A 19,639-nucleotide genomic window follows, 5' to 3' on the forward strand; every position below is an offset into this window, starting at 1 on the left:
ATGCTCCTGTCCGCGCGCCGCACGGCCGGTCGCCCAGGACCTCCCGCCCGGCCGCCCCGCCCCGCGTCAACTACCGCACAGGAGGCACGCCTTGGTGTTCCACAGCGAGTTCCCGGACGTCGGCACCGTCGACCTCCCCCTGCACGACGCCGTCCTCGGCGGGGCCGAGGGCTACGGCGACGTGCCCGCCCTGATCGACGGGATCACCGGCGAGACGGTCACCCACGCGCAACTCGCCCACGCCGTCGGCCGGGTCGCCGCCGGACTGGCCGAGGCGGGCGTGCGCCAGGGCGACGTGGTGGCCCTGTTCAGCCCCAACAGCCTCGGCTACCCGATGGCCTTCTTCGGCGCCACCCGGGCCGGCGCCGCCGTCACCCCCGTGTCCTCCCTGGCCACCGCCCACGACCTGGCCGCGCAGCTCGCCGACAGCGGGGCCCGCTGGCTGATCACCGTGTCACCGTTCCTGCCCACCGCCACCACCGCCGCCGAGAAGCTCGCCGCCGAGGGCCGGCCGCTCGCCGGCACGGTCGTGCTGGACGGCGCCGAGGGCCACCTCTCCCTGGACGACCTGCTCGCCGCCACCGGCCCGGCCCCGGACATCGCCCTCGACCCGGCCGAGGACATCGCCGTGCTGCCCTACTCCAGCGGCACCACCGGCCTGCCCAAGGGCGTCATGCTCACCCACGGCTCCATCGCCACCAACCTCGCCCAGGCCGACGCGGTCTTCCGGCCCGCGGTGGGCGAGCGGGTGCTCGCCGTCCTGCCGTTCTTCCACATCTACGGCATCACCGCGCTGCTCAACCAGCCGCTGCGCTGCGGCGCCACCGTCGTCGTGCTGCCCCGCTTCGAACTGGAACAGTTCTGCCGCACCGTCGAGGAGCAGCGCGTCCAGTCGCTCATCGTGGCCCCGCCGATCGTCCTCGCCCTGGCCAGGCACCCCGTCGTCGACCGCTTCGACCTCTCCTCGGTCGAGTACCTGCTCTGCGCCGCCGCCCCGCTGGACACCGAGCTCGCCGAGGCCTGCGCCCGCCGGCTCGGCCTGTCGCACCTCCTCCAGGGCTACGGGATGACCGAGCTGTCCCCGGTCTGCCACGTGATGTCCCCGGCGGACCCGGACCCGTCCCCGGGCTCGGTCGGCCGGATGGTCCCCAACACCGAGCTGCGGGTCGCCGCGCTCGACGGCAGCTGTCCGGACCTCGGTCCCGGAGAGCCCGGTGAGCTGCTGATCCGCGGCCCGCAGGTGATGAAGGGGTACTTCGGCCGGCCCTCCGAGACCGCCGCCAGCATCGACGCCGACGGCTGGCTGCACACCGGCGACGTCGGCTTCGTCGACGAACGCGGCTACCTGCACATCGTCGACCGGGTGAAGGAGCTGATCAAGTACAAGGGCTACCAGGTCGCGCCCGCCGAACTGGAGGCGCTGCTGCTCAGCCACCCGCAGATCGCCGACGCCGCGGTGATCGGGGTGCGCGACGCCGAGGGCACCGAGTGCCCCAAGGCCTTCGTGGTCCGGGCCCCCGGCAGCGCGCTCACCGAGGAGGAGGTGGCGGCCTTCGTGGCCGGGCAGGTGGCGCCGTACAAGAAGGTCCGCGCGGTGGAGTTCCTGGAGGCCGTCCCCAAGTCGCCGGCCGGCAAGATCCTCCGCCGCGAGCTGCGCGAACGCGAGGCGGCCGCCGCCGCGGGCTGAACCGGACCACAGCCCCCACCGCCCCCACCCCGCCGTCTGCGAGGATCGACCAGCCGCCCGACCCGCACGGACAGGAACCCCAGCCGCCGATGACCACCCACCCCGCCGCCCGCACCCCCCAGCAGGACCGCAGCCGCGCCACCCGCGCCCGGCTGCTGGCGGCGGCCGTCGACTGCCTGGCCGAGCTCGGCTGGAACGGCTCCACCGTCACCGTGGTCGCCGAACGGGCCGGCGTCTCCCGGGGCGCCGCCCAGCACCACTTCCCGACCCGCGAGGACCTCTTCACCGCGGCCGTCGAACACGTCACCGCCGAGCGGCTGGCCGCCGTCCGCGCCCACGCGGACGAGCTGCCGGCCGCCGGCCCGGCCCGCACCGAGGCCGTCGTCGACATGATCGTCCGCCTCTACACCGGCCCGCTGTTCCGCGCCGCCCTCCACCTGTGGGTCGCCGCCGCCACCGAGCAGCCGCTGCGCGAGCGGATCATCGGCCTGGAGGGCCACGTCGGACGGGAGGCCCACCGCGCCGCCGTCGAGTTCCTCGGCGCCGACGAGAGCCTGCCCGGCGTGCGCGAGACCGTCCAGGCCACCCTGGACATGGCGCGCGGGCTGGGCCTGGCCAATCTGCTCACGGACGACAGCGCCCGACGATCCGGTGTGATCCGGCAGTGGGCGAGCGTTCTGGAGGGTACGCTGCGGCCGGTACGCCCATGACGCCCGTACACCAGACCGACCGAGAGACCTCTCACCAAGGGGTCGCCGGGCGGCCGATGTCCGTGCAGTCTGGAGAAGAACCCCGGCCGGCACGACCGCGAGGCCCCGCCCGGCCGGGCACGAGCCGAACCGGGGTGCTGCCTGATCATGCGGAGAGACGAGACAGACGAGTGGGCCGCGACCCACCCCACCGGACCCGAACCGGGCACCGCCCCCGCACGCCCGGACGGCCATCGCCTCGTCCCGCTCGCCACCGCCCTGCTCCAGGACGACGGCCGGATCCTGCACTGGAGCGAGGACGCCGAGGCCCTGCTCGGCTACCCCGCCGAGGAAGCCGTCGGCAGCCACGCCGCCCAGCTGCTCACCGGCGCCGACGACCGCCCCGAGGTGCTCGAACTCTTCGACCGCGTCCTCGGCGGCAAGGGCTGGTCCGGCGTCCTCCCGCTCCGCCACCGCGACGGCCACCGCGTCGAGCTGGAGCTCCGCACCTACCCGATCGCCGGCCCCGGCGGCACCCTGCTGCTGCTCGCCACCGCCTCCGACACCGCCGCCCTGCACCGGATCGAGGCCGACCTCGCCGTCCTCGACGGCATCTTCGGCCAGTCCCCGATCGGCATGGCCGTCTACGACACCGAGCTGCGCTACGTCCGCCTCAACGAGTCGCTGGCCCGGATGAACGGCGTCCCGGTCGCCGAACACCTCGGCCGGCGGATCAGCAGCGTGCTGCCCGGCATCAACAGCGCCGAGATAGAACAGATCATGAGACAGGTGCTGGCCACCGGCCGCCCCGTGGTCGACGCCCGCTCGCACGGCCGCGTCCCCGGCGACCCGCGCCGGGACCGGGCCTGGTCCGCCTCCTACTTCCGGCTGGAGGACTCCACCGGCCGGGTCTTCGGCGTCTGCTCCTCGATCATCGACGTCACCGAACGCTTCCAGGCCGAGGCCCGCGCCGCCCGCGCCCAGGAACGGCTCGCCACCATCGCCGAGGCCACCGCCCGGATCGGCACCACCCTCGACCTCCAGCGCACCGCCGAGGAGCTCATCGAGGCCGTCGTCCCGCGGTTCGCCGACTTCGCCACCGTCGACCTGCTGGAAACCGTGCTGCGCGGCGCCGAACCCGCCCCCATCCCGGACGACCGCACCGTCCAGCTGCGCGCCGTCGCCGTCGGCGAGTCCTACGAGTCCGGCCTGGTCCACGCCGTCGACACGATCGGCGAGGTCTCCGAGTACGCCCCCGAGCGCAGCTACACCCAGTGCCTGCGCAGCGGCCGCCCGCTGCTGCGCGCCCACGTCGACGAGGAGGTGCTGCGCGGCCTGGTCGCCAGCGAGGACCGGGTCGCCCCCGGCATCGCGGCCGGCATCCACTCCTACCTGATGCTGCCGGTCACCGCCCGCGGCATGATCCTCGGCGGCGCCGAGTTCATCCGGATGCGCAACCCGGAACCGTTCACCGCCGCCGACGTCGCGCTCGCCGAGGAACTCGTCGCCCGCACCGCCCTCGCCATCGACAACGCCCGGCTCTACCGCCGCGAACGCGAGACCGCCCTCACCCTCCAGCGCAGCCTGCTGCCCCAGGAGATCCACCGCACCCTGGGCCTGGAGATCGCCTACCGCTACCTGCCGTCCAGCGTCACCAGCGAGGTCGGCGGCGACTGGTTCGACGTCGTCCCGCTGTCCTGCGGCCGGGTGGCGCTGGTGGTCGGCGACGTCATGGGCCACGGCATCCGGGCCGCCGCCACCATGGGCCAGCTGCGCACCGTCGCCCGCACCCTGGCCACCCTCGACATGCCGCCCGAGCAGGTGCTCACCCGGCTCGACGAGACCGCCTCCGGCATCGGCGACGGCCAGTTCGCCACCTGTATCTGCGCGGTCTACGACCCGCTGGAGCACACCGTGCAGGTCGCCTCGGCCGGCCATCTGCCGCCGGTCTGGGTCGCCCCGGACGGCACCGCCCGCCGGGTGGAGGTCCCGCCGGGGGTGCCGCTCGGCGTCGGCGGCGTCGCCTTCGAATCGGTCCGGTTCACCCTCCCGGAGGGCGCCCTGGTCGCCCTCTACACCGACGGCCTGGTCGAACGGCGCGGCCAGGACCTCGACGACGGCATCGACCTGCTCGCCCGCACCCTCTCCGGCCCCGGCCGGACCCTGGAGGAGAACTGCGACGCCGCGCTCGGCGCCCTGGTCAGCGGCGGCAGCGACGACGACATCGCGATGATCATGGCCCGGGTGCTGCCGCTGCCCGCCGACCGGGTCGCCACCCTCCCGCTCACCAGCGGCGGCCGGCTGCCCGGCAAGGCGCGCCGCTTCACCCGCGCCACCCTCGCCGGCTGGGGCCTGTCCGCCCTCGCCGACTACGCCGAGCTGCTGGTCAGCGAGCTGGTCACGAACGCCCTGCTGCACGCCGACGCCCCGCGCCGGCTGCGGCTCTTCCGCGACCGGGTGCTCACCGTCGAGGTCTCCGACGCGGGCGGCCAGACGCCCCAGCTGCGGCCCTTCGCCGAGCAGGACGAGGGCGGCCGGGGCATGTTTCTGGTCAGCGAGCTCGCCCAGCGCTGGGGCAGCCGGCTGACCAGGGACGGCAAGGTGGTCTGGGCCGAACTGGAGCTCCCCTTCGGCACCACCTGAGCGCGCCCGGACGCCGGCCGCGACCACCTGAGCCCCTCCCGCCCCGGACGCGGACCGGCCCGCCCACCCCGGAAGGGGCGGACGGGCCGGTCGTCGGAAGCAAGGCGCGGACTCAGCTCAGCTGGGTCGGCACCGGCCGCTTCCCGTCGAGCGAGGCCACCCCGATGGGCGTCAGCGCCTCGGGGAAGAGCTGCACGTCGGAGATCTTCCCGGCCGTGTTCTCCCCGTAGCCGTCCTTCCAGAGTCGGCGGCCGAGCTCCAGCGGCCCGGTCGCGTTCCAGACCGTCCCGGCGTACTCGGCCGAGCCGGCCGACTCGCCGTTCACGTACAGCTTCAGGTCCGCGGCGTCCGCGTCGTAGACGCCCACCAGGTGGTACCAGGTGTTGGTCTTCGGGCTCAGCGCGCCGCTGCCCGGCCCGTAGGCGCTGCTGAAGGCGCCGCCGGCGTCGTCCGCGTGGGCGTGGCCGAAGGCGAACGCGTGCGCCCAGCTGGAGTAGTACAGCTGGAGGGCGTTGGCGTGCGTGCCGGACTGCGAGACGAAGGAGGAGTTGTCGGTCAGGTTGCTGAGGTTCACCCAGGCCGACACCGTGTAGCTGCGGCTGGTGTCGACGGCCGGTCCGGCGGTCTCGGCGTAGCCGGTGCTGCCGTTGAGGGTGAGCGCGCCGCCGCGCGTCGGGTCGGCCCCGACGGTCGCGCCGCCCTTGAGGGTCAGCTCACCGGACGGGCGGATGGTGTCGGCGGTGCTGTCCAGCTTCCACCAGGCGGACGGCTGGCGGACGTTGCCGATGTTCACCGGAGCGCCGAACTGGGCCAGGCCGCCGGCCGCGGCCGCGCCGGGGTACTCGATCAGCCGGCCGGAGCGGGAACCGGCGTAGATCGCCGGGAACCCGGTGCCCTGCACGTCGCCGGGGGAGGCGACGGTCGGGTGGTCCCGGTCGCCGATGCCGAGCGGCAGCACCTTCTGCGCGGCGGGCAGCACGTTGCCGCTGGTGGCGGCCCACTTCTGGTCGGCGATGTCCATGCAGTCCCAGATCATCACCTGGGTGCGCGGGTTGCGGTTGCTCGCCGGGTCGGCCAGGCAGCGCCCGGACTGGGTGTTCTTCAGGGTGCCCGGGAACGGACCGGGGGCCCACTGCTGCGCGCCGGTGCCGTTGCACTGGTAGAGCTGCACCAGGGTGCCGTTGGCGGTGCCGCCCTTGGTCACGTCCAGGCACTTGCCGAGGGCGTGGACGCTGCCGTCGGCGCCGAGCGTGAACTGCTGCGCGTCGGTCCCGTTGCAGCCGTACATCCAGGCGGCGGTGCCGTTGACGGTCTTGCCGCCGGCGATGTCCAGGCAGAGGTTCTTGTTGTCGAGGCCGAGCACGCCGGAGACCAGCGGGGCGTGCGTCGGGGCGGCGATCCGGGTGGTGGGGACGCCGGCGGCGAAGGTCAGCGGGAAGCTGCTGACCGCGCCGGTGGCGTTGTCCCGGGCCCACAGGGTCGGCGCGCCGGCCACGGTGCCGGGGGCGATCAGCGTGGTCTTCGTCCAGTCACCGGTGCCGATCCTCACCCCGGTCCCGAGGTTGCAGCCGGCCTGGTACGTCCCGGGGTAGTACCAGAGCTCGCCCTTGTCGACGGTGACCAGGTCGGGGACGTCGGCGAACTGGGCGAGCTTGCCGGGGGCGAGCAGCTGGGTGACGTTGTTCCAGGTGCCGTCCGAGCCCTTGGCCGGGCAGGAGGCGGAGTTGCGGATCGGCACCACGTTCTGGGTGAGCGTGAAGCGCCCCGCGGCGTTGCCGGGCGTCACCGCGTCGTTCTGGTAGAGGTACAGCTCGTGGGTCGACTTGCTGTAGGCGAACAGGTCGTCCACGTTGGTGCCGGTGGCGGTGCCCCGGTGGGCGACCAGGTAGGTGTTCCAGCCCTTGCCGTCCGGGCTCTGGGCCGCGGTGGAGGCGGTGACGGGCGGGCCGGCCGGGTCGGTGTTGCCGCGCACCAGCAGCAGGTCGCCGTCGGTGCTCGGGGCGAGCAGGTCGGGCACGGCGTCGCCGTCGACGTCGCCCGCGACCACCTTGGTGGCCGGGTTCCAGGGCGCGAAGAAGCTGTACTGGCCGACGGTGCCCTGGGTGTTGCCGGCGTTGTCGACGGCCCGGACGAACAGCGTGTGGGCGCCCCACTGGGCGGCGCTCAGCACGATCGGCACCTCGGCGCCGGCGCTGCCGCCGGTGGTGGCCACGGCGTTCACCGAAGCGGCGCCGTTGGCCGGGATGTTGGCGTCCAGCGAGTACTCGAAGCGGTCGACGCCGCTGCTGACGCAGGCGCCCCGGGTGCAGCCGGTGGGTGTCGGGTCGTTGGCGGTCACCGCGATCTTGATGCCGGTGTCACCGGCGTGGCCGGTGGGCGCCTTGTCGCCGCCGAGCGGCGGGAAGACCGGCGAGTCGGTGAAGGAGGGGATGCTCGGCGCGCTGAGGTCGATCTTGAAGTAGCAGTTGGGCGACCAGCCGCTCGCCAGGGTGCCGTCCTCGGCCTTGACGTGCCAGCCGTACTGGTGGCCGTCGGCGACCTTGAAGCCGATGTTGACCCGGGCGGTGCCGCCGTCGCTGTACCAGCCGCTGACCGGGGCGCTCTTGTCGGTCGAACCGCCGTCGGCGGCCGCCGTCTTGGTGTCCCACACCTCGTACCGGGCCCGCAGGTTGACCCCGTTCATGTCGGTGGTGAGGTGCGCGTTGAGGGTGATGTCGGAGGCGTCGCCGGCCAGCCCGGACTCGCCGATCCAGCCGTCCGCCGCGCCGCCGCAGCCGTTGCTCGCGGGGGCGCGGGTGGCCGGGGTGGTGCCCAGGCTGTCGGGGACCTCGGGGGCGATGTCGAACACCGTGGTCAGGTACGGGTTGTTGGCGAAGCGGATGAAGTCGTTGTTGCTGCTGGACTTCGACTCGTTGCCCCAGAGCCCGAAGGTCCAGCTGTCCTTGACGCCGGAGAGCTTGCGGATCTGGCCGGTCACGTCGAAGTTGGCGTCGTGGTTGCCGCAGCCCTGGCCGCCGTTGGAGCTCTTGACCTTCTGGGTGCCGCCGATGTAGCCGTCGCCGGTGATGTCGGGCTGGTTGTTCCAGGTGGTGGAGCCGCTGATCGAGGTGACCGTCGCGAGCTTCACGCTGGTCTCGTTGTCGCAGTCGAACGAGGCCCCGTAGGTCGAGGTCAGGTGGACCACCGACTTGGAGATCACCATCTTCTTGTCGAGGTTGGCGATGTTCAGCTCGAAGTAGGCCCGGTTGAGGCCGAGGCAGTCCTGCCAGCGCTGGTAGCCGACGCCCTCGCCGTTGTCCTGGGCGTCGTCGTACTCGCTGGTGCCGGCGCAGCCCTCCTTGACGGTGACGAAGTGGCTCTTCTTGCTGGTGGTCGGGCTGGTGTACGGGTCGATGTAGAGCGGCCAGACGGTGTCCCGGCCGCCGAGCAGGCCCGCGTCCGGCACCAGGGTGAGGGCGTCGGCCTGCTGGGTCACCGCGATCCGCTTGACCTGAGCGGAGCTGCCCGGCTGCTCGGGGGTGGAGGCGGTGGCGGGCGCGGGGTCGGCGGCGGGCGCGTCGGCCGACGGCGCGGCGAACGACTTGGCGGCCGGCGACTTGGCGGGGGTGGCGGGGGTGGCGGTCTTCGCCGAGTCCCACATCAGCGGGGCCGGTGAACGGAACACCGCGGCGCCGTCGGGGTCGGTGACCGCCACCCGGCCGTCCCGGTCGGTGGACAGCGTGAGGCCGCCGCTGACGCTGGTGGCCAGCTTGAGCGAGGCGAGCGCCGGGTTGGCGGCCGCCTTGGCGTCGTGGACGATCAGGACCTCGTGGAAGCCGCCCTGGTCGGTGCTGGTGACCTTGAGGTCGACGCCCGGCAGGACGCTGTCGTACCGGGCGCTGTTCCCGCTCACCACGGGCGCGGGCAGCGGGAAGGGCAGGGTGTAGGAGAGCTTGCGTCCGGCCGGGTCGGTGAGGGTGGCCAGCGGTCCGCCGCCCCCGCCGGAGAGGGCCAGCCCGGAGGGGGTGGCCGCGGGGGAGAGGGTGCCGTCGCCGTTGCGGGTGAGGGAGGCGTCGACGTCCGTCCAGCGGCCGTCCTTGCGGACCCGGGCCGGCTGGAGGTGGGTGGTCACGGCGAAGCTGCCGTCGGCGTTGGCGACGGTCCGCGCGGTCTCGGTGGTGAGGCCGTCGACGACGACCGGCCGGCCGGTGCGCTTGGCCTCGGCCTGAGCCACCGTCAGCGGCGAGTCCGCCGCGCGCGCCGGGCCCGCGGGTCCGGTGGTGTCCGGGTCGGACGCGAGCGCCGGTCCGGCGCCGCCGAGCAGCAGGCCGGTGACCGCCGCCGACAGCGCCAGACGGCGTGTCAGTGTGCGCGCCGGATTTCTCCGGACGCGGAGGAACTCCCCCATGGATCGCCCTTTCAGGGACGGCGGCGACGAACCCGGGCACCGTTGTGTTTCTCCTCACAGCACGGCCCCGCGTGGCCCCCCGCCACGTGTCGGATTTGCGGCCCTTTACTCGCCCTGGCGTCACTTATGCGGGCTTTATGGGGCCCGTGTGACCAGTGGGGTCAGAGTGACCGCCGGGGAAGGCTATTGCTCTGATCGGATCATGGCAATACGGTTCCGGTTCGGCCCAACCGGCCGTCAGCTGGTGATCTGTCAGATCACCGGCTCTCTTGTGTTTCTCCTGGGGGATTGCTCATGCGCGCAGGACCGCGCGGATTTCGAGGTGCCCGGAAACGGGCCTGGATGAGACGGGGTACGGTCGCGATCGCGACGGCCACCGTCTTCTCGCTGGCGACTCCGCTCGCCGTGGCCGACGCGATCGTCGGCGGATACCACTACGTGGACAAGGTCTGGGAGGCCGACCCGCTCCCCGACCAGCCGAAGGTCCCCGGCGCCCCGGTGGGCGCCCGCGGGGCGAAGCTCCCGGCCCCGGCGATCCCGCCGGGCGCCCGGGAACTGGTGCCGCACCAGAAGAAGCCGGTGAAGTGGCCGGCCGGCGCCACCGCCACCGTCGACCTGGCGAACACCAAGGCGGTGCGCAGCCTGGCGGCGCCCGCCGGCGAGGCGAAGGCCGGCGACCTGCCGGTCTCGGTCTCGCCCGCCGCGCCCTCGGCGGTCGGTGCCCGGGCCAAGTCCCTGGCGCCGTCGGTCGCCCCGGTCAGCCCGGTCTCCTCGGTGCGGGTCAAGCTCGCCGACCGGGGCCAGGCCAAGCAGGCCGGCGTGGACGGCCTGCTGGTCGGCCTGGACCGGGCCGACCAGCGCGCCGAGACCGGCAACGTCGCGGTCTCGCTCGACTACGGCGCCATCGAGCAGGCCTACGGCGGCGGTTGGGCCTCCCGGCTGCAGCTGGTGGCGATGCCCGCCTGCGCGCTGACCACCCCGCAGCTCGCCGCCTGCCGCACCCGCACGCCGGTCGAGGCGGTCAACGACCCGGTCAACCGGAAGCTGTCCGGCACCGTCGCGCTCGCCTCGGCCGGCCTCGGCTCCGGCACCGGCGGCACCGCGAAGGCGGGCAGCGCCTTCGCCGCGCCCGCGGCCGCGGCCGCGCAGTCCTCCGGCGGCGTGGCGGTGGCCGCGGTGGCCGGCAGCAAGGGCTCCCAGGGCGACTACGGCGCGACCTCGCTGTCCGCCTCGGGCGCCTGGTCGGCCTCCGCCTCGGGCGCCTTCACCTACCGCTACCCGATCACCGCGCCGCCCTCGCTGGGCGGTGCGGCACCGCAGGTCGGCCTCGCCTACGACTCGCAGTCGGTGGACGGCGAGACCTCGGCGCGCAACTCGCAGTCCTCCTGGATCGGTGACGGCTGGTCGTACAGCCCGGGCTTCATCGAGCGCTCCTACAAGAGCTGCAAGGACCAGGGCATCAAGGACTCCGGCGACACCTGCTGGGCCGGCTGGAACGCGACCATCTCGCTCGGCACCCACAGCGGCCAGCTGCTGCGGGACTCGGACGGCAGCTACCACCTGCAGGCCGAGGACGGCACCAAGATCGAGCGGCTGACCGGCGCCACCAACGGCCTCTGGCAGGGCGAGTACTTCAAGGTCACCACGACCGACGGCACCGCCTACTACCTCGGCCTCAACCACGCCCCCGGTGGCACCGGCGACGACGCCACCAACAGCGCCTGGGGCATCCCGGTCTACCACCCCAAGTCGGACGACCCCTGCCACACCTCGGACAAGGGCGACGACTCGCAGTGCGACCAGCAGGTCGGCTACCGGTTCAACCTGGACTTCGTGGTCGACCCGCACGGCAACGTGCAGCGCTACGACTGGGCGACCGAGTCCAACTACTACAACATGGGCTTCGGCCAGATCCCGGACGAGGACAAGGACGACAAGGGCGGCACCCTCACCCAGTACACCCGGGGCGGCCGCCTCACCCAGATCTCCTACGGCTACCAGCTGGCGGACGCCCGGGCGGGCCGCGAGCCGGCCGCCAAGGTGGTCTTCCGCACGGCGCAGCGGTGCACCACCTCGGACACCGTCTGCAAGGACGGCAACCTCTCCTCGGACACCGCCGCCGACTGGCCGGACACCCCGTACGACCTCAACTGCCCCTCCGACTGGAAGACCAAGATCGGGGCCGAGGGCGACACCAAGGGCGTCTGCCTGGTGAGCGGCCCGACCTTCTGGCAGACCTACCGGCTCAAGGGCATCGACACCAAGGTGCGCACCGCCGCGGGCTGGCAGGACGTCGACACCTTCGAGCTGAAGCAGGTCTTCTCGGACGCGGGCGGCACCTACGACCCGGTCACCGGCAAGACCCAGGACCCGAAGGCCACCGGCTCGCTGCAGTCGGTGATGTGGCTCAACGAGATCGTCCACACCGGCAAGGACACCTCGGCCGGCGGCGACAACGCGATCACCCTTGACCCGGTCACCTTCGTCGGCATCGAGATGGACAACCGCGTCGACGGCCTCACCCCGGCCGCCCCGCCGCTGTACCACCCGCGGATCTCCAGCGTGCAGACCGAGACCGGTGAGTCGGTCGCGGTCACCTACCGGGCCCCGGAGTGCTCGCGCGAGAAGAACACCATGCCGGCCTCGGCCGACTCCAACACCATGGCCTGCTACCCGGTCTGGTGGAACACCCCGGGCGCCAAGGACCCGATCGAGGACTGGTTCCACAAGACCCTGGTCTCCCAGGTCACCTCCAGTGACCGGACCAAGGCCGGTTCGCCCGCCAAGGTGACCAACTACACCTACGCCGACGGCGCCGCCTGGCACCGCGACGACGCCGAGCTGACCGACGACAAGCACCGGACGTGGAACGACTTCCGCGGCTTCCGGACCGTCACCACCACCACCGGCGCGGCCCCGGACCCGATCACCCAGAGCACCGTCTCCTACCTCCAGGGCATGGACGGCGACTACAAGGCGGACGGGACCAAGCGCACCGTCAAGGTGAAGAACTCGGTCGACGCCACGGAGATCACCGACAGCCCCTGGCTGGCCGGCACCCCGTACGAGAGCCAGGGCTTCACCAAGGCCGGCGGCACCGTCGTCAGCAAGACGCTGACCGACGTGCCGGACTCGGTGGTCGTGGCGACCACCGCGCGCACCGCCTGGACCTCGGAGGACCCGAAGCCGGACAAGCTGTCCACCCTCCCGGACATGACCTCGCGCCGGGTGAAGTCCACCGGCAGCCGCCAGCTCGGCCTGCTCAGCGACGGCAAGACCTGGCGGACCACCCGCTCCGGCACCACCTTCGACGACCTGGGCCGGATCTGGAAGGCCGACGACCAGGGCGACGTCTCCGTCCCCGCCCAGCGGACCTGCACCATCACCACCTACGCCGACGCCCCGTCGGCCAACCCGATGATGCTGGTCTACCCGAAGGAGACGATCAGCGTCTCCGGCCCGTGCGACACCAAGCCGGGCAAGAGCACCACGCTCTCCCACAAGCGGGTCTACTACGACGGTGACGGCACCGTCACCAACCCCGGCACCCTGGGCAAGCTCGGCCAGCGCACCGGCTCGCTGGGCCAGATCACCGCCACCGAGTCGGTCACCGACTACGACGCCACCGGCAAGGCGCAGTTCCAGGTCCTCGGCGCGATGACCTACGACCAGTACGGCCGGGTCACCGCGAGCACCGACGCGGCCGGCCAGGCCACCACGACGGCCTACACGCCGGACTCCGGGCGGCTGCCGACCGGGGTGTCGACCCAGAACCCGCTGAAGTGGACGGCGACCAGCACGGTCTCCCCGGGCCGCGGCTCGATCACCCACGCCGTGGACGTCAACGGCCGGGTCACCGACTCCGCCTACGACGCCCTCGGCCGCCGGCTGAAGGTGTGGATGCCGGGCCGCAACCAGGCGACCCAGACGCCGGACCGGACCTTCGCCTACGCCGTCCACGGCGCCGGCGACAACCCGGACCCGTCCACCGTCACCACCAAGACGCTGCGCGAGGACGGCTCGTACAGCACCGAGGTCACCTTCTACGACGGCACGTTGCAGGCCAGGCAGACCCAGACGACCACCGCGGACAACTCGGCGGGCCGGCTGATCTCCTCGACCTACTACGACTCGCACGGCTGGACCAGCTCCGCGATCGCGAGCTACTACGACGCGGCCAACGCGGTCGGCACCTCGATGTTCGCGGAGACCAACAAGACCGGTCCTGCGGTGAGCCGTACCAGCTACGACGGCCAGGGCCGTCCGGTGACGGTCCAGCAGGTGTCCTTCGCCAGCACGCTCTGGCAGACCACCAACAGCTACCAGGGCGTCGACCGGATGGACGTCACGCCGCCGGCCGGCGGCAAGGCGACCACCGCCTACAGCGACGCGCTCGGCCGCAAGACCTCGGCCGTGGTCCGCGACACCACGCCGGACCGCAAGCTGACCGGCGGAAGCGTGATCGCCTCGGGGACCTCGGTGGTCTCCAAGAGCGTGCGCCTGGCCGTGCAGGCCGACGGCAACCTGGTGCTGACCGCCCTGGCCGGCGGGAAGACGCTCTGGTCCTCGGGTACCGGGGGCCACCCGGGCGCCTACGCGAGCGTGCTCGCCGACGGCAGCCTGGTGGTGCTCGACGCCACCGGCAAGACCACGCTCTGGACCAGCGGGAGCGGCGGCCACACCGGCGGCTACCTCAAGGTGCGGGGCGACGGCCGGATCGTCATGTACGACGGCGCCAACGCCGAGCTCTGGTCGGCCGGGACCGCGGGCGCCGCGCCCGCGGACATCACCACCAGCTTCACCTACACCACCCGCGGCCAGGTCGAGACGGTCAAGGACACGGTGGGCAACACCTGGTCCTACACCTACGACCTGCAGGGCCGGCCGGTCGCCCAGACCGACCCGGACAGCGGCACCGCGAGCAGCACCTACGACGCGCTCGGCCGGGTGCTCACCGCCAAGGACGGCCGCGGCCAGGTGCTCTCGTACACCTATGACTCGCTCGGCCGCAAGACCGGCGAGTACGACGGCGAAACCCCGGGCGACCCGGCGAAGCTGCTCGCCGACTGGAGCTACGACTCCCTCGCCAAGGGCATGCCGGTCGCCTCGACCCGCTACGTCGGCGGCAAGAACGGTGACGCCTACGTCAAGAAGGTCACCGGCTACAACGCGGTCGGCCAGCCGACCGGGTCGACCACGGTGATCCCCGCGGCCGAGGGCAACCTCGCCGGCACCTACACCACCAAGGCGGCCTACACCGACACGGTCGGCCTGCTGTCGTCGACCACCTACGGCACCGAGGGCAATCTGCCCGCCGAGACCGTCGGCTACGGCTACAACCTGCAGGGCAAGCTGGTCGGGATGGGCACGCCCACCCGGCCGTACGTGGCGACCGTCGCGTACACCCCGCAGGGCCAGGTCCTGCAGACCACCATCGGCACCCCGACCAAGCAGCTGCGGACCGCCCAGACCTGGGACCAGTCCACCGGCCGCCTGGCCACCAGCCGGGTCACCCTGCAGAACAACACCGCCAACCCGATCTCGGCGATCACCTACGGCTACAACGCCGCGGGCAGCGTCACGGCCGTCTCGGACGTCCAGTCGAGCGGCGGAACCGACCGGGTCACCGACACCCAGTGCTTCAGCTACGACGCACAGAACCGGCTGACCACGGCCTGGACCGACACCAAGGGCCTGACCACCCCGACCGCCGGCCAGCTGGCCGGCTGCAGCACGGCGGCCCCGTCGCCGAGCACCATCGGCGGGCCGTCCCCGTACTGGCTGGACTGGCAGTTCAACCAGCTCGGCGACCGGGTCCAGCAGGTCAGCCACGATGTGAAGGGGGTGGCGAGCAACAACGTCACCCAGACCCTCAGCTACCCGGGTAACGGCACCGCCCCGGCGACGAAGCCGAACGCGGCCAGCGCCATCACCACCACCGGCCCGACCGGCTCCACCACCGTGGTGCCCGACTACGACGGCGCCGGCAACACCAAGACCCGGACCGGCCCGGGACCGTCCGTCCAGGGCTTCCAGTACGACGCGGAGGGCCGCACCAAGTCGGTCACCACCGCCGGCAAGGAGGCGAGCTACCTCTACGACGCCGAGGGCCGGCTGCTCATCCAGCGCAACCCCGGCACCAACACGCTCTACCTCTTCGGCGGTGCGGAGCAGCTCAGTCTCGACACCGTCAAGAAGACGGTCACCGGCCTGCGCTACTACCACTGCCCGGACGGCACGGTGATCGTCCGGTCCTCCGCCGGGACGGTCAACTACCAGCCGACCACCCCGCACGGCACCGCCCAGCTCCAGGTGGACGGCAGCACCCTGGCCATCACCCGGCGCGCGTACGACCCGTACGGCAACCCGCGCGGCACCGCGCCGGCGGCCTGGGCCGACAACCGGGCCTTCCTCGGCAAGCCCTCGGACGCCACCAGCGGGCTCGGCCTGCTCGGCGTGCGGGTGTACGACCCGCTGATCGGACGGTTCCTCACCGTCGACCCGGTCTTCGAGTCGGGCGACCCCAACCAGATGGGCGGCTACGGCTACGCGGCCGGCAACCCCACCTCCGGGAGCGACCCGAACGGCCTGTGGTGGGACTGGGACGACGTCGGCAGCTTCTTCACCGGCGTCGGCGACTCGATCGTCGGCGACCCGTACCAGTGGAGCGTCAACACCCTCTCGGACTGCTGGAACTCGTTCGCCGACATCGCCAACGGCGACAACGAGGTCTTCAACGACATGACCGGGTACTCCAACGAGTCCCCGTTCCGGCTCGGCCACACCGGCTACGTCGACGACGACCCGCTGGCGGAGCTCTTCGACGTGGACACCAGCGAGGACTCCTACTTCGCGGGTCAGGTGACCGGCATCGTCGGCTCCTTCGCGATCGACGGCTACGGCGCGGTCAAGGCGATCACCGGCGGCGTCAAGGCCGTCAAGGCGGTCCGGGTCGCGATGTCCGAGGGCGACGACCTGGTCACCGCGGTCAAGCGGCTGCTCGCCGACGACCTGCCCACCACCACCAAGGCGGACCCGGCGCCGACCACGCCGAAGACCGACGAGCCGAGCAGCCCGAAGTCCGGCACCGGCAAGGGCGGCGACGACCCGGGCGCGCCCGCGTCCGACACGCCGGCCGCCGGCAAGGACGGCGGGCGGCCCAACGGGGTCGGCTCCTCCGAGGGCGGCGGCAGCGGCGGCACACCGGCGGCGGGCGCGGCGGAGGACACCCTCGCGGGCGCGAACCCCGAAGGCTACACCGACAACTGCGGCGCCTGCGTCCAGGTCGGCGACAGCAGGCTGGCCGGCACCGACCCCGGAGCCACCGCCTGGGACAGCGGGATCATGTACCCGGAGGAGCTGGAGTACGTCTACCAGTCCGAGTTCAACGCGACCAACGGGATCGGGGACATCACGCACCAGATGACCGAGCTCGGCCACGGTTCCCGCGGCATCGTCTTCGGCTGGAACGACGACAGCACCGGCCATGTGTTCAACGTGGTGAACGACGCCGGTGTGATCAAATTCCTCGACTACCAGAGCGAGTCGCATGCCGTGACGGACGAATGGGACAATTTCGATCTCTTGATCACATGGGGCTAGGCCAGGAAGGACACCCACAGTGAGTATGGACCAGGAGGTGGCCCGGCTGGCGGCGGACGCGTACTGCCGCGAGCGGGTCCGCGGCTGGGACGAGCGTGCGTTCCGGCTGCGGATCGACGAGACGATCGTCATCGACGGCGCCCACGTCTTCGGCTACCTGCCGACGGTTCCCGACGCCCGCGGGCGACTGCGGATCTTCGGGAACTTCCCGGTGATCGTGGACCGGGAGACCGGTGACTGCCGGTTCGTCGCCGGCGTCGCGGAGTACTCCGCGCTCCGGGAGGCCACCAGGCAGCGGCAGGGCTGACCACTCCTGAAGACGTCCGGTGCCCCGGGTGTGCTCCACGCACACCCGGGGCACCGGCGTTTCCGCCTCCGGTCCGCCCGGTTACCGGGCGCCTGCGCCTTCCGGCTCGCGCACCGGCTCATCGTCCTCGGCGTCCTGCCGGGGCAGCCCGCGCAGCAGGCGCCAGGACAGCGCCGCCGCGCCCAGCAGCAGCGCTCCCGCCAGCAGCCCGGCCACGTTCACACCGGCCACGAACGCCTCCCGGGCGCTCGCCAGCAGCGGCCCGCCCAGGGCTTCCGGCAGCCCGTGCGCGACCTCGACCGCGCCGCCCAGCGACTCGCCGGCCTGCGCGGCCGCCGCCTGGTCCGCCCCGGCCGGCACCACCAGCCGGCCCGCGTACAGCGCGCCGACCACCGAACCGACCAGCGCGATGCCGAGCGCGGTGCCCAGCTCGTACGCGGTCTCGGAGACCGCCGACGCGGCGCCGGCCTTGTCAGCGGGCGCGGCGCCCAGCACCAGGTCGGCGCCGAGCGTGTAGACCACGCCCTCGGCGGTGCCGACCAGCAGGAAGGCGGCGGCCAGCAGCAGGTAGGTGCTGTCCTGCTGGATCCAGCCGAGCAGCCCGATCCCGACGCCCATGGTCAGCAGGCCGACGGTGAGCGCCGTCCGGGCGCCGGTGCGGCGCACCAGCCGGGCGGTCAGCAGACCGCCGACGACGGCGCCGGCGAAGGCCGGCAGCTCGGCCAGCCCGGCCTTCAGCGGCGGGTAGCCGCGGACCAGCTGGAGGTACTGGGAGGTCACGAAGACCACGCCGGAGAGCCCGATCAGCGCGATCAGCGAGGACAGCACGGCGGCCGTGAACCGCCGGTCGCGGAACAGCCGGACGTCCAGCAGCGGGGTGTCCAGCCGCAGCTGGCGGCGGACGAAGAGGACCAGCGCGGCGGCGCCCAGCACGGCCGTGACCGGCACGTCCCAGCGGAGCACGCCGTGCGCGGCGGCCTCCTTGATCGCGTAGACCACGCCGATCACACCGGTGAGCGAGAGCAGCACGCTCAGCACGTCCCAGCGGCCCGGCTTGGGGTCCTTGGACTCGGGCAGCAGCCAGGCGCCGAAGCCGAGCAGCAGGAGCAGCACCGGGATGTTCAGCAGGAACACCGAGCCCCACCAGAAGTGCTCCAGCAGCACCCCGCCGACCACCGGCCCGAGCGCCGCGCCGGCGGTCGCGGCCGCGCCCCAGATGCCGATCGCGGTGGCCCGCTCGCGGTCGTCCGGGAAGAGGCTGCGGATCAGCGACAGGGTGGACGGCATGATCGTCGCCCCGGCCACGCCGAGCAGCGCGCGGGCCAGGATCAGCCAGCCGGCGCTCGGCGCGTACGCTGCGAGCAGCGAGGCGGCGCCGAACGCGGTGGCGCCGGCCAGCAGCAGCTTCTTGCGGCCTATTCGGTCGCTGAGCGAGCCCATCGAGACCAGCAGGCCGGCCAGGACGAAGGAGTAGGCGTCGCCGATCCACAGCAGCTGGGTGCCGCTGGGGCGCAGCGTCTCGCTGATCGAGGGGATGGCCAGGGAGAGGACGGTCGCGTCGACGGCGACCAGGGTGACGGCCAGCACGAGGACGGCGAGGCCGGTCCAGCGCTGGCGGGGGCGGAGGTGGACGGTGCTGCTCATGGGTATCGGTGTCCGGTTTCCGGTCCGAGGTGCGGTGAATGGGTGCTTACGCGGGCTTGGGGTCGCGCGGGCTTGGGGTCGCGTGGGCCTGGGGTTACGCGGGTCTGGGGGTGCGCAGGGCGCCGCCGAGGAACAGCTCGGCGAGGGAGAAGGCGGCGTCGCGAGGGGCGAGCCGGCCGTCCTGGATGGCCCAGCCGATGCCGGCCAGCAGGTCGAAGAAGGCCTCGCTGAGCCAGGCCGCCGACAGCTCGATCCGGAAGACCCCTTGCTGCTGCCCGCGCAGGAAGAGCGCGTGCAGCCGGGCGATCTGGGCCTCCCAGAGGCCGTTGACCTCGTCGTCGTCGTAGAGCTGGCTCTCGCCGGTCAGGTAGGCGCAGAGCATGGCGTCCGGAACGATCGTGTCGACCAGCCGACGGAGCGCGGCGTGCGCGTCGCCCTCGTCGACGGCCGCGGAGTCCAGCGCGGCGCCCAGGCGCTGGAGCCCGAGCATGCCGACCTCGCGGATCAGCGCGTCCCGGCCCGGGAAGAGCCGGTGCAGGGTGGCGCGGCTGATGCCCGCGGCGCGGGCGATCTCGTCGAGGTGGGCGGTCGGGCGGCGGGAGAGCACGCCGACGGCGGCTTCGAGCACGGAGTCACGGTCGGTGGCCATGGAACGAGGGTACCTCGAATGAGACGTGGAT

General features: G+C 72.8%; 8 protein-coding genes. 5 read left to right on the forward strand and 3 right to left on the reverse strand.

Translation table 11 applies throughout. From position 1 onward, the window contains the following. Window positions 1-91: 91 nt before the first annotated feature. The 3 genes from AB0N76_RS09835 to AB0N76_RS09845 all read left to right on the forward strand — a co-directional run bounded on the left by AB0N76_RS09835 (window position 92) and on the right by AB0N76_RS09845 (window position 5,019). A complete protein-coding gene (locus tag AB0N76_RS09835) occupies window positions 92-1,687 on the forward strand; it encodes a 4-coumarate--CoA ligase family protein (protein WP_363555064.1) in 1,596 nt (531 codons plus the stop codon). A gap of 89 nt (window positions 1,688-1,776) precedes the next feature. Further along, complete coding sequence (locus AB0N76_RS09840) at window positions 1,777-2,397, forward strand: TetR/AcrR family transcriptional regulator (RefSeq protein WP_363555066.1); 621 nt, start codon at window positions 1,777-1,779, stop codon at window positions 2,395-2,397. Window positions 2,398-2,544: 147 nt separating this feature from the next. Beyond that, window positions 2,545-5,019: a SpoIIE family protein phosphatase gene (locus AB0N76_RS09845; protein ID WP_363555068.1), complete on the forward strand. Its 2,475-nt coding sequence runs from the start codon at window positions 2,545-2,547 to the stop codon at window positions 5,017-5,019. 112 nt (window positions 5,020-5,131) lie between these two features. Here AB0N76_RS09845 and AB0N76_RS09850 read toward each other — a convergent pair whose 3' ends face one another. Next, the gene (locus tag AB0N76_RS09850) at window positions 5,132-9,406 is read right to left on the reverse strand and encodes a LamG-like jellyroll fold domain-containing protein (RefSeq protein ID WP_363555070.1); all 4,275 of its coding nucleotides are present in this window, start codon (window positions 9,404-9,406) and stop codon (window positions 5,132-5,134) included. Between the two features lie 342 nt (window positions 9,407-9,748). On the opposite strand from AB0N76_RS09850, the gene AB0N76_RS09855 reads away from it, so the two are divergent. Both AB0N76_RS09855 and AB0N76_RS09860 read left to right on the forward strand, forming a co-directional pair. Continuing rightward, entirely contained in the window at window positions 9,749-17,008 is a 7,260-nt protein-coding gene (locus AB0N76_RS09855; RefSeq protein ID WP_363555071.1) for an RHS repeat-associated core domain-containing protein, read from the forward strand. 19 nt (window positions 17,009-17,027) lie between these two features. After that, window positions 17,028-17,315, forward strand: a complete 288-nt coding sequence (locus tag AB0N76_RS09860; protein WP_363555073.1) for a hypothetical protein — start codon at window positions 17,028-17,030, stop codon at window positions 17,313-17,315. A gap of 81 nt (window positions 17,316-17,396) precedes the next feature. On the opposite strand, the gene AB0N76_RS09865 is transcribed toward AB0N76_RS09860, so the two are convergent. After that, window positions 17,397-18,959: an MFS transporter gene (locus AB0N76_RS09865; RefSeq protein WP_363555075.1), complete on the reverse strand. Its 1,563-nt coding sequence runs from the start codon at window positions 18,957-18,959 to the stop codon at window positions 17,397-17,399. A gap of 94 nt (window positions 18,960-19,053) precedes the next feature. Continuing rightward, window positions 19,054-19,608: a helix-turn-helix domain-containing protein gene (locus AB0N76_RS09870; protein WP_363555077.1), complete on the reverse strand. Its 555-nt coding sequence runs from the start codon at window positions 19,606-19,608 to the stop codon at window positions 19,054-19,056. Window positions 19,609-19,639: the final 31 nt, after the last annotated feature.

It is taken from the genome of Kitasatospora sp. NPDC093806, from assembly GCF_040683335.1.
Lineage (GTDB): Bacteria > Actinomycetota > Actinomycetes > Streptomycetales > Streptomycetaceae > Kitasatospora.

What these genes read in the sequence shown, in the direction of transcription:
- AB0N76_RS09840 (WP_363555066.1), top strand. Translation starts at nt 1,777, where the DNA reads ATGACCACCCACCCCGCCGCCCGCACCCCCCAGCAGGACCGCAGCCGC.
- AB0N76_RS09845 (WP_363555068.1), top strand. Translation starts at nt 2,545, where the DNA reads ATGCGGAGAGACGAGACAGACGAGTGGGCCGCGACCCACCCCACCGGA.
- AB0N76_RS09850 (WP_363555070.1), bottom strand. Translation starts at nt 9,406, where the DNA reads ATGGGGGAGTTCCTCCGCGTCCGGAGAAATCCGGCGCGCACACTGACA.
- AB0N76_RS09855 (WP_363555071.1), top strand. Translation starts at nt 9,749, where the DNA reads ATGAGACGGGGTACGGTCGCGATCGCGACGGCCACCGTCTTCTCGCTG.
- AB0N76_RS09865 (WP_363555075.1), bottom strand. Translation starts at nt 18,959, where the DNA reads ATGAGCAGCACCGTCCACCTCCGCCCCCGCCAGCGCTGGACCGGCCTC.
- AB0N76_RS09870 (WP_363555077.1), bottom strand. Translation starts at nt 19,608, where the DNA reads ATGGCCACCGACCGTGACTCCGTGCTCGAAGCCGCCGTCGGCGTGCTC.